The organism is Shewanella colwelliana, from assembly GCF_001735525.1.
Lineage (GTDB): Bacteria > Pseudomonadota > Gammaproteobacteria > Enterobacterales > Shewanellaceae > Shewanella > Shewanella colwelliana.
Genome location: NZ_MCBT01000013.1, coordinates 53,013 through 64,457, shown reverse-complemented (window position 1 = coordinate 64,457; position 11,445 = coordinate 53,013). Strand labels below are relative to the sequence as shown.

The following is an 11,445-nucleotide window of genomic DNA, read 5'->3' as shown; positions in this document are numbered from 1 at the left end:
GTTAGTTAGCTTGACTGCGTGGTTACCCTAATCGCTTAGAAAACTCTAGATAACGCATCACCTCGGCTTCGTTAAATAGATAGTTATCATCTTCGCCGACATTGGTTAGTAGATTCTCCCGCGCATATCGTTTGATAGTGGTTGGAGTCTTATTCAAAATTTCACAGACCTGCTCAAGGGTCAGTTGTTTATCGCTCATTCTATTGTTCCTATTTTTGGTGTTGTGTTGAGTCATACCAATCAGTGTAAGTATAGGAGCAGATTCTTTGGGGAGCGGAAAATAAAAAAGCCAGTGGTGTTACCCACTGGCTTTACTGACAAGTCGCTAAGATTACTCGTCGCTATCGCCCAATGAAAGTAGGGTCGCGTTACCACCGATAGCGGTGATGTTGTTGGTGCGTGTCTTCTCTGTCACGAAACGTGTTAGGTAGTGTGGACCGCCTGCTTTAGGGCCCGTGCCAGATAGGCCTTGGCCGCCAAACGGCTGTACGCCAACCACTGCGCCAATTTGGTTACGGTTAATGTAGACGTTACCTACGTTAACTTTATCAGCCACTTCTAGCGCATGCCCTTCATTACGACTATGGATGCCTAATGTTAAGCCGAAACCTGTGGAGTTGATCTCATCAATAACCTTAGGTAAATCGGCCGCTTTGTAGCGAATAACGTGCAGAATAGGGCCAAAATGTTCTTTTTCAAGCACCTTGATTGAGTCGATCTCTACCGCCGTTGGTGCAACAAAGTGACCATTTTCGCTGCCAGCTGGCAACTCAAGCTGGTTAATCAAACGACCCACTTGCTTGATGTGATCTATGTGCGCATTAAGGTTGGCTTTGGCGGTGGCATCAATCACTGGGCCGACATCGGTTTTGACGAAACTTGGGTCACCAATGGTCAGTTCGTTCATTGCGCCTTTCATGACATCGATAACGCGGTCTGCGATATCTTCTTGCAGGAAGAGTACGCGCAGTGCCGAGCAGCGTTGGCCGGCGCTGGTAAACGATGAAGAGACGACATCATTGACCACTTGTTCAGGTTGTGAGGTTGAATCCACAACCATGGCGTTTTGGCCACCTGTTTCGGCAATTAACGGAATAATTGCACCGTCACGCTGAGCTAGGGTCAGGTTAATGCGTTTCGCGGTAACCGTTGAACCCGTAAAGCAGACGCCACCAATGCGCTCATCGGCAGTGATGGTTGCGCCAACTGTCGCACCGGTACCTGGTAGGAATTGCAGCGCTTCTTTAGGGATACCCGCTTGGTGTGCAAGTTGCACGGCGCGATAACCCACGATAGAGGTTTGTTCTGCTGGCTTAGCCACAACTGTGTTACCCGCCGCTAACGCTGCTGCCACTTGGCCCAAGAAGATCGCTAATGGGAAGTTCCATGGGCTAATACAAACAAATACGCCACGACCTTGGAGGAACAGTTCGTTAAGCTCGCCCGTTGGGCCTGGAAGTAGTTCAGGCTTAGCCATCATCTTCTTCGCTTGCACAGCGTAGTAGCGACAGAAGTCGACCGCTTCGCGCACTTCGTCTATACCATCTTGAATGCTCTTACCTGCTTCGCGGGTACATAATGCAATCAGTTCTTCACGGTTTTCTTCTAACAGGTCGGCAAGCTTTTGCAGGGCATTAGCGCGGACCTCAACAGGAGTTGAACACCATGAGCCAAAGGCATTGTGAGCGCTGGAAAGTGCCTGTTCTACCGCTTGATTGTTAGCGAAAGCCACCTTACCGACCACTTTAGTGGTATCGAATGGGCTAACCACGTCAATCGTTTCGCCACTAAGGGTTTCACCATTGACGATTGGGCCTGCGGACCAGTTGGTGTCTTTAAATTTATCTAGCGCGGCAAAGAAGGGCGTAGATTCAGAGAGGATGTTCATGTTAAGTCCCTTGGAATTTTTACGCTCATCACCAAAAATGTCGATTGGCTGAACGATTTTGTTATTTGCTAGGGTTTTGTAGCCTTGTAGGGTTGTCAAAGGATGGACAACCAAAGATTCAATCGGTGTTTTAGGGTCGACGAGCTTGTGTACAAATGAGGTGTTGGCCCCATTTTCAAGTAAACGACGCACTAAGTAGGGCAGCAGATCTTTGTGAGCGCCAACGGGAGCATAGATACGCACCGTTGATACACCGCTTTCTGCCAACAGGGTGTCGTACAACTCTTCACCCATGCCGTGTAAACGTTGGAATTCATACTGGCGATCGCCTGCCATGTCTGAGATAGCGGCAACCGTTTGAGCATTATGGCTGGCAAACTGCGGATAGATGGCTCCGCGTGTTGCGTCAGACAATAGGTAGCGCGCACAAGCCAGGTATGAGACATCGGTGCCCGCTTTACGGGTATAAAGTGGGTAGCCCCCCTCACCATTGACTTGTCCCCACTTTAACTCACTGTCCCAGTAAGCGCCTTTAACCAAGCGCAATGGAATTTCATCGCCTTGCTCTTTTGACAGGCGTGTTAACCAGCACAGTACAGGCAGAGCACGTTTAGAGTAGGCCTGAACGACGATACCCAGTAGTCCCCACCCCTTGGCAGCATCTGAGTTATATAGCTTCTTAAACAGCGTTAGAGAGAGTTCTAGACGGTCCATCTCTTCAGCATCAATTGAAACACCAACATTTAAACTACGCGCCTGACTAATGAGCTTAATCAAGGTGTCGTATAGCTCAGTCAAGGTTCTGTCTTCATTGGCCACTTCATAACGTGGGTGCAAGGCTGATAGTTTGATAGAGATCGTTGGGCGAGGAGCTTCTTGCTCGTCATAGCTTTCGGCACCGAGTGCGGCGATGGCACTTGAGTAATCATCGAAATACTTTTGCGCATCTTTGCTGGTGAGAGCCGCTTCGCCTAGCATATCGTAGCTATGGGTGTAGCCTAACTTGCGTTTATCAACGCTGTTCTTTAATGCTTCTTTTACCGTGCGGCCAAGGACAAACTGTTTACCCATGATCTTCATGGCGGCAAGCATCGCTTGGCGAATAACGGGTTCGCCCATGCGATTAACTAAACGGTTCAACAGGCTACTTGGCTTACCGTCGATATTCTTATCTAGATTAACGATTTTACCTGTGAGCATTAAGCCCCAAGTTGACGCGTTAACAAGTGTTGAGTCGCTCTTGCTAAGGTGTTCATCCCATTTGGCACCAGATAACTTGTCTTCAATCAAAGCATCTGCTGTGGCTGCGTCGGGGATGCGTAGTAAGGCTTCTGCCAGACACATCAGAATAATGCCTTCTTGCGTCTCTAGGCTGTATTGCTGTAGGAAGGCATCTATGCCGACCATCAGACCTTTCTTGTCATACTGGCGAACTTTTTTTACTAAGTCGTGGGCACGCTGGGTGACACGTTGAATCTCATCTTCACTTGCAGGGACAAGCTGAATCAGCTCACCAAGATATTGCTCTTCGTCGACAATATAGTTATTGGTGATGGCTTCAAAAAGCTCGTTTAGGGTAGCTGAGTCATAACGACCAGTCAGAACTTCACTTGCTTTGAACATAGTAGTAACTTCCACCTGGACCTAAATAAGGGACAGTTTTGGCTTGAACAAAATATAAGTTTTATAAGGCGTTTTATCTTTTTTGTATACAATCTGACGCCTTGCGCGCGCCGATTATACCTCCAAAATGTGATGAGGAACACTGTTGCGAAACGATATGTGAGCTTTGTTTGATCTTGTCCGGCCAGAGGGTGCGCTAACGCCGTGTTTTCGGGGATTTTTGACAGGCAATAAAAAAGCCAGCGTATGAATAGGCTGGCTTTACTGAGTGATGCTGTGGCGTTTTACCAGCGATTCTTTTGACGACGACGTGGGCGTGGTAAATAAACCAAGATAACACCAAGGATAATGCCTGCACCGGCAATCATGCCACCTTGCTTTAGCATTTCGTAGCGTTCGTTGTTTTGAATGCTAGCCAATTCACGCGTGGCGCTGTCTCGTTCATTGCTTGCGATAGACAGTGACTCTTCAGCGGTGGCAAGTTGCGAACGTAACTGGCGGATAATCTGTGCGCTGTCATTGCTATCTGCGGTAACTTGCGATAGTTCAGCTTGCACTTGATCCAGCTTTGTCTGCACTTCAGGTAATTGCACTCGGAAGCTTTTCTCGCTGGAGATCAAGTTAGCATCGACCCAACCTTCGCGGCCCTTATGATCGACTATTTTGACGTAGTCACCTTGCGTCTCACCAGAGTAGGTAACAGGTTGGCCAGCTTCTACACTACCTAAAATACGGTATTGAGTTCCTGGACCGCCATGAAGGAAGGTATAGACGTTATCTGAAATATAACGGGTTTGCTCAGCCGCCAGAAGTGAAGGTGACAGCAACATCAGTGCAACGAGAGATAGTAGTCTTAACACATTGAGTTCTCTTCAACGAAATATTGCCACATGCTATGGATTTAGGCGGCTTTTTGCAAGAGTTAGATTGGTATAATAAGCCGATCAACATTTCGGCTCAAAATTGTGCTGGCAGAAACAAAAAAGGAAGCCCGTGGGCTTCCTTTTGTCTCTTCTTAGTCATCGTTTAGCTAAAGATGCCTTTGATGATATAGAAGAAGATGATTGATAACGCTGCGCCTGCAGGTAGGGTAACCACCCAAGAGACGACGATATTACGCACCACACCAATATTGATGGCTGCAATACCACGAGCCATACCGACACCTAATACTGCACCAACCAGTGTTTGCGTGGTAGAAATTGGTAGACCAGTACCAGATGCAATGACTACCGTTGATGCAGCGGCAAGCTCAGCTGCAAAACCGCGGCTAGGGGTAAGGTGAGTAATGTTCTTACCTATGGTTTGCATAACGCGCTTACCAAAGATAGCCAGACCCATTACAATACCTACAGCACCAAGAGGCAGAATCCACCAAACAAGCGGTGCTTTACTGCTGATCTCACCACCACTTTGCACTACAGAAACCACTGCAGCTAGTGGGCCAATCGCGTTAGCAACATCGTTTGAACCGTGAGCAAATGCCATACAACATGCCGTTACAACCATTAAGATTGCGAAGACTTTCTCAACGTTACCAAACTGAGTTTGGAGATCCGCTTTTGCACTCATCTTCAAGCGTTTGATAGCAACCATACCAGCTAGGCCAACAAGTACAGCAATTGCTGCAGCCAATGCGTAAGCTTCAACATTGCTAAAATGCAAACCTACATGCTTAAGGCCTTTCTTGATGGTAACCAGTGACATAACAAAGCCTGCAAGTCCCATATAAAATGGAACATAACGCTTGGCATTTTCAAGTGGATTTGCCGTATTGAAAATCAGCTTTTGCACACTTTGGAATATCATAAAGGCGATAAAACCAGAGATTGCAGGTGTGACAACCCAAGACCCTATGATGCCAACAACCTTGCCCCACGCCACTGAATCAACGCTAACACCGACAGCGGCAAAGCCGACAATCGCACCAACGATAGAGTGTGTTGTGGAAACTGGCCAGCCAAGTGCTGATGCCAATACTAACCAGATACCCGCAGCTAATAGCGCAGCAATCATGCCGTAAACCAGCAGTTCTGGTGAGTCAACGAAGTAAGCGGAATCGATAATCCCTTTACGGATCGTGCTTGTTACTTCACCACCAGCAAGGTAAGCGCCGGCAAATTCGAAGATCATTGCAATAATGATCGCTTGTTTAATGGTGATCGCGTTAGAACCTACAGAGGTTCCCATTGCATTGGCTACATCGTTCGCGCCAATACCCCACGCCATTAAAAATCCAAATGCGGCCGCAATTGCAATTAGCATTGGGCCATTGGTGACTAATACATCAACCATGTTGATACCTTGATAACTTGTGTTTTAGACGCGAGCTAACATTAGCTCTAGGCGGGAACCGACGCGCTCAGCAAGATCTGCTAAGTCTCCAACCCACTCAATTATCTTATAGAGGAACATCACATCGATAGGATTTAGATCGTTTTCGATACTAAATAGCTGGCGACGGATTTTGATTTGTAGATCATCGGTGTCCTCTTCAATCTTATCGAGTTCAACGATCATCTTAGCGACTAGATCCACTTCACGTCCGCGAAAACCTGTTTCAAGTAGGTCATCGAGTTCGTTGATAGCTTGCTTAGCCTGCGCTACAGCGTCAAGACAACGCTTTAGGTAGGCAGTAAACGGATCTTGAATAGCTTCTGGGACAAGTAGTTGACGGCCAATGATTCGGCCTGAAATGTCTTTCGCTTTATTAGCGATCTTATCTTGCTGGGTGAGTAGCTCCAGTAAGTCAGTTCTTTCAACTGGCATAAATAAGCCACCAGGCAGAGTCAGACGGATCTCTCTTTTGAGTTCATCTGCTTCTCTTTCCGCTTGGCTGATTTGCTTGCGAAGTTGAACAGCCTTGTCCCAGTCACCTGAGACAGTAGCTTCAAAAAATGGCACTAGAATCGACGCACAATCGTGCACTTTATCTATGTGTTCTTGTAACGGTTTTATTGGCGATTTTGCAAACACGCCCAAAATAGAGTTTACTGGCATTGCCGTGTACCTATTTAGGTTATTCCACTGTTGGAAAATGCGGGCGCATGTTAACCCAAGCGTCCGCGTATTGAAACTGTGTTTTTATATAAAAACTCACAGTTTTTATTCTAACGAGTTATATATAAACTTCAAAGCGTAATCCTAAAGGGCTTTTATTACAGCAATATTACACTATGAAGGTTTGGTTAAATTATAATTAAACTTTCATGACAGATTCTGATTAGTTAATCAAAAAGTGAGCAATTGGCGAATGGCTGCCGAAATAGAACTAAAACTATTTTTCCCTGAAAATGAACGAGAACGCTTGGTGTCACTGCTTGACAGTCTACCTCATAGTGACCCAAAAGGAACAAAACATCTTAGCAATTGTTATTTCGATACGCCGCAATTAACCCTAAGACATTGGGATATGGGGTTACGAATTCGTGGTTGCGATGGTCGCTTCGAGCAGACGATCAAGACGGCAGGCACGGTTATTGGGGGTGTGCACTCCCGCCCCGAATACAATATTGATATCGATCAACCAAAGGTCAATTTATCTCTTTTTCCGCAAAAAATTTGGCCACAAGAGGCTGAATTAGCCCAAGTGCAGCAACAACTGCAACCACTATTTGATACCGATTTTAACCGTATGACCTGGCATATCTACCTAGATGATAGCCTGGTTGAAGTTGCCCTTGATGTGGGTACGATCAGTGCTCATGACATAAATGAACCAATATGTGAGCTCGAATTTGAGTTATTGGCGGGCGACACTCAAGCCTTATTGGCTTTAGGCCTACAAGTGACTGCCCAGATCCCAGCGCGACTGGGTCATGACAGTAAAGCCAAGCGTGGCTATCGGCTAGCGGCCATGGCAAGCCCTTTAAGTTTAGAGGCATTAGAGTTTATTGAATTGCCGCAAAAAACGACGCTTAAACAGACTTTTATAACTTTATTGAGTACAGGTTTAGAGCGTTGGCAGTTGCTTGAAACTATGCTGCTTGATGCGCCCGATGAGCAGCTACCTGAACTGAGCTATCGATTGCGCGCCTGTGTACGGTTATTACGCTGTACCTTGTCGCAGTTTAATTTGCTCGATGATGAATTAACCCATGGTTTTGATTGCATTGAATCTCACTTAGCATTTGTCGAAGATGGATTAAGCTACAGTCAGATTTTAGACAGCCAGGCTGCGCTGATTGCCAAACAGCCACTGCAAGCTGACTTAGCACATTGGGTGGCTCAAGGATTAACTGAGTTGGCGATTCCTAACGCGATAGCACTCATGTTAGCCGACACCTGTTACGGTCATTTGCAGATGCGCTTAGTCTCCTTACTATTTGACTGCCGCGGTGGGCGAATTCATGTTGAGCCACATCTGGATGTGCAACAATTTGCCGACAAAATGCAAGAAGCCTCCTGGCAGCGGATTGTGGCACTAATGCCGGCCGAAGTAGATTTGGACAGCGATGATTATCAGTCGTTTGCCAAAGCATTAGATGAAAGTATTTTTGTGGGGGTGGCGTATGGTGAACTTTACCCCAGCAAAGGGCGTGATCTGTTTCGTGCGCCGTGGCGAGACCTCGCTATAGGAATAAGGACGTTGGCGGCGTATCGACGCTTAAGTCTTATTAGTCAGACACATCAGCTTGATATTCAAGACTGGTTAGAGAATAAAGAACAAAGCTTACTCTTTGCTATGGAGCATTCAAGACGCTCTGCACTTAAATCTCAACCTTATTGGCGTTAGCGTTTCTGTTGCACTTGCTGCTTGAGGGTTTCAATCTCTTGCAGTAGGTGTTGTTGGTTTAGCTCCATTCTATCAAGGGCCATCTTTAGCTCGCAGCGTATCTCTTGGCTTTGGCTTTCCATTCTTTCGCTCTCATCGGGAGAGATGAACAGTGATGCCATGTAACCTGAGATCACCCCAAAAAAGCTGACACCACAGATGATGACGACCCCGCCAATAATGTGGCCGACAGTGGTAACTGGGTAATAGTCGCCATAACCAACCGTCGATATGGTCACTAACGCCCACCAAATAGCACTTTCAGCGGTTTGAATATTAGCCCCTGGCACTCCTGTTTCGACAATCAGCATGAGGACTGAGGCAAAGGCCAGTATGGTAACCATGGCAACTAATAAGCTGGCTAACGTGGCTTGGCTACGTTGCTTCATCAGTGGAACTAATATTGATTGGGTCATGCGGATAAGGCGAATCACTCGTAAGATCTGGAAAAGTCGCGCCATTCGCAGCGGTTCAATGGCTGGGATACTGGCGATCAGATCGACCCAATTGTGTTTGATGTAGAAAAGTTTATCGTTGGCGCGTATAAAATTGATTAAGAAGTGGCTAATGAAGATGACGCAGATGCTGGTATCAATCATCAGTAGTAAGCGGCGTGTTTCGCTATCTAATTTCGCAAAGGTCAACACCAGTACAATGAACACTGAAATTAAAGAAAGGGCCATCATAGCAAGCTGAAACGGAGTAGGTGCCTGATCGACGGGGAGTAACCAACGTTTCTTATCTGCCATGAATCAAACTCCTTCCTACAACGCTCGGTAACCTAAAGTCTCTACCTAGCTAATACTATTCGCTTTCAACAACAAAATGAACCAGATCATCGAGTACTCGCTTTTTTATTTCGAGTTGATCCGTTGCCGATAGGCTATATTTCTCAGCCAGTTGCTCATAGTCAGCTTGGCTCAAAGAAACTGTCAGTCTTGGACGTTTGGGGCGCTTAGTCACGTTAAGGCCGAGGATGGTACGGATTTGATCAGAGGGGCTGACACCTGAATCTAAGGCTGCTTTTCGGATTGAATACTGAAACTGCTCATCCAGATCGAACGCCACTTGGGTTGCTTTGGCGGCTTTTTGGTTTTGTTGCCACTGTTCGGGAAGTGGATGTTTGGTTTTACTCATTGACTAATCCTTGCTTCTTGGCTTTTTCATCTCGATGTCATAGCCAAGATATTGGTAACGCTTAAATTTGGCCGGGCCAGTATTCACGAATATCGCTTAAGGGACGGTATAAGGTTAACATAACATCGGTTTCACCACCTTCATAGACCTCGATGTCTAGCGCATAACGTTCCTCATCATCGAGCAGCAGATATGACTCGAATGCATCGCCTGTGGCGCCCTCGGCATCTTGTGGCGGACGTTGGTTGCGGTAATCTTCGCGGTGAAAATAGCCAAACTGGGCAAAATTAATTTGATGGTATTGTTTTCCAAGCCACTGTTCAAGTTGCTCAGGTATTGAAGGTTGCACGGTGAGATTTGCCTGCACATCCTCTTCAAAAATATCGCTAAACTGCTCAAGGTCAAAAATTTGCTCAACCAGATTGCGGGGGATCTTTAGGGAAAAGGCTAAATAGGTTTCATCATCTTCATCTAAAGAGAGAAACAGTGTGTCGTTGCCGTGCCCTTTTAATACCCATTCGATAAGTTGTTTGCGTTCAAACTCATAGGTATTAACGGCTTCGACTCTTAGCTGTTGTCCGCGAAGTTGTGGCGGCAATGCAAAGCTATCATCAAGCGAGATCATATCACCTTTAAGCAAATGATTCGGATGAGAAAGTTGCCGTTTAGGCTGCTCTTTTTTACCGAAAAGCCCTTTTAAGAATCCCATGAAATGCTCCTAACGCGTGATCTTATTTAGCTAAAAAGCACCTTTAGGCTTGGCCTAAAGGTGCTGTGAGGGAACTAAAGCAATAGACTATTTACGTGCTTTTAGACGATCGAGTACCGCATTGGCATTCGACTTTTGCTCACCAATTCCAGCTTCCGCTAACTTAGCATGCAGCGACTTATCACTGTTCTCTTCGGCCAAGGTTTCAGACGCCTTTAGACGGTCATCAAACTGCTGCTGACGTGCCTTGATTCGCTCAAGTGAATCTTTAGCATTGAGTAACTTTGAGTTACTGCTTGCGAACGAGTCTGTGATAGTCGCTGTCGCTTTTTGCACGCTTTCAGTGGTTTTAACCATGCTGAGCTGACGTTGGTAATCAGTGAGTTGACGTTCAGTCTTACGTACCAGCTCTTTTAGACGGGTCGCATGAGCACTGAAGCTGTCATTGGCCGATTGTTGGTCAGCAAGTTCTTGGTCGAGCTGCGCAATTTTCTCTGCAACTTCTAATGCCAAGGTTTCATTTTCTTTCTCAAGCGCTTGAGTTGCGTAACCTTCATGTTCGCTAATAGAGCGTTTAAGGCGATCGATTTCACGGCTCGCTTGCATCTCTTTAGCCATCACATCGGTGAGCTCACGCTTAGCTTTGGTGAGGTGCTTTTCAGCATCACGGATCTCTTGTTCAAAGATGCGTGTTGAGTTGGCATCGACGATGGTTTGGCCGACTTCATTAGCGCCGCCACGAAATGCGGTTAAAATCTTATTTAGAATGCCCATAATGTGGCTCCTTTATAAAGTAATGATTCAAGCGGTTTCAATATTGATAAGCCGCACCACTACATAACTAAAACGGTTGGGTTATTTTAAGTAATCGCTCAATTCGTCAATTACTTCTAAACAGTTGTCAGACAGTACTGACAACTCTTGTTCAATTTCTAACATGCTCGATTGCACTGACAACGCACCGTAAACTACGTACTTATTGTCAATTTTTGCAAAGGAAGACAGTGGCATAGGGATGTTGAGTTCTAACATGGTTTCAAACATCTCACTACGACGTTCTTGGTTGACTTCATCTTCACCCCATAGGTAACTGATGCAAAGAATTTGATTATCAGTGACCGATACAAATACTGGGATCTCTTCACGGCCAACGATATTGACCTGAAGGACTTCGACATCACCATCGATGGGATAGCAGTCAAATTGAAAGCCGGTGTGGCTATTGTCACAAAGATCATTTAGATGGTTGGCAATGTTGTGAATGTTCATATTTGTCCTCTTTGACATATTATGTCTGCGGTTAAAGATAGCACT

General features: G+C 46.1%; 11 protein-coding genes. 1 reads left to right on the top strand and 10 read right to left on the bottom strand.

What is annotated here, in order from left to right; all coding sequences use genetic code 11:
* Nucleotides 1-22: 22 nt before the first annotated feature.
* The 5 genes from BEL05_RS04880 to BEL05_RS04860 all read right to left on the bottom strand — a co-directional run bounded on the left by BEL05_RS04880 (nucleotide 23) and on the right by BEL05_RS04860 (nucleotide 6,511).
* The gene (locus BEL05_RS04880; protein WP_028764146.1) at nucleotides 23-199 is read right to left on the bottom strand and encodes a helix-turn-helix domain-containing protein; all 177 of its coding nucleotides are present in this window, start codon (nucleotides 197-199) and stop codon (nucleotides 23-25) included.
* Between the two features lie 132 nt (nucleotides 200-331).
* Nucleotides 332-3,511: a bifunctional proline dehydrogenase/L-glutamate gamma-semialdehyde dehydrogenase PutA gene (gene putA, locus BEL05_RS04875; RefSeq protein ID WP_069670474.1), complete on the bottom strand. Its 3,180-nt coding sequence runs from the start codon at nucleotides 3,509-3,511 to the stop codon at nucleotides 332-334.
* A gap of 284 nt (nucleotides 3,512-3,795) precedes the next feature.
* Entirely contained in the window at nucleotides 3,796-4,371 is a 576-nt protein-coding gene (locus BEL05_RS04870; RefSeq protein WP_069670473.1) for a TIGR04211 family SH3 domain-containing protein, read from the bottom strand.
* A gap of 166 nt (nucleotides 4,372-4,537) precedes the next feature.
* A complete protein-coding gene (locus tag BEL05_RS04865) occupies nucleotides 4,538-5,806 on the bottom strand; it encodes an inorganic phosphate transporter (protein ID WP_069670472.1) in 1,269 nt (422 codons plus the stop codon).
* Nucleotides 5,807-5,830: 24 nt separating this feature from the next.
* On the bottom strand, nucleotides 5,831-6,511 hold the full coding sequence (locus BEL05_RS04860) for a TIGR00153 family protein (protein ID WP_069670471.1): 681 nt from the start codon (nucleotides 6,509-6,511) through the stop codon (nucleotides 5,831-5,833).
* Between the two features lie 253 nt (nucleotides 6,512-6,764).
* On the opposite strand from BEL05_RS04860, the gene BEL05_RS04855 reads away from it, so the two are divergent.
* On the top strand, nucleotides 6,765-8,246 hold the full coding sequence (locus BEL05_RS04855; protein ID WP_069670470.1) for a CYTH domain-containing protein: 1,482 nt from the start codon (nucleotides 6,765-6,767) through the stop codon (nucleotides 8,244-8,246).
* Here the strand turns inward: BEL05_RS04855 and BEL05_RS04850 are convergent.
* The 5 genes from BEL05_RS04850 to BEL05_RS04830 all read right to left on the bottom strand — a co-directional run bounded on the left by BEL05_RS04850 (nucleotide 8,243) and on the right by BEL05_RS04830 (nucleotide 11,400).
* Complete coding sequence (locus tag BEL05_RS04850) at nucleotides 8,243-9,034, bottom strand: ion transporter (RefSeq protein WP_069670469.1); 792 nt, start codon at nucleotides 9,032-9,034, stop codon at nucleotides 8,243-8,245. The two genes, BEL05_RS04855 and BEL05_RS04850, sit on opposite strands and share 4 nt — an antisense overlap.
* A gap of 55 nt (nucleotides 9,035-9,089) precedes the next feature.
* Complete coding sequence (locus tag BEL05_RS04845; protein WP_069670468.1) at nucleotides 9,090-9,422, bottom strand: hypothetical protein; 333 nt, start codon at nucleotides 9,420-9,422, stop codon at nucleotides 9,090-9,092.
* Nucleotides 9,423-9,483: 61 nt separating this feature from the next.
* The gene (locus BEL05_RS04840) at nucleotides 9,484-10,131 is read right to left on the bottom strand and encodes a hypothetical protein (protein WP_028764154.1); all 648 of its coding nucleotides are present in this window, start codon (nucleotides 10,129-10,131) and stop codon (nucleotides 9,484-9,486) included.
* An 87-nt stretch (nucleotides 10,132-10,218) separates the two neighbouring features.
* Nucleotides 10,219-10,905, bottom strand: a complete 687-nt coding sequence (locus tag BEL05_RS04835; protein WP_028764155.1) for a PspA/IM30 family protein — start codon at nucleotides 10,903-10,905, stop codon at nucleotides 10,219-10,221.
* Between the two features lie 81 nt (nucleotides 10,906-10,986).
* A complete protein-coding gene (locus BEL05_RS04830) occupies nucleotides 10,987-11,400 on the bottom strand; it encodes a YjfI family protein (RefSeq protein WP_028764156.1) in 414 nt (137 codons plus the stop codon).
* Nucleotides 11,401-11,445 lie beyond the last annotated feature (45 nt).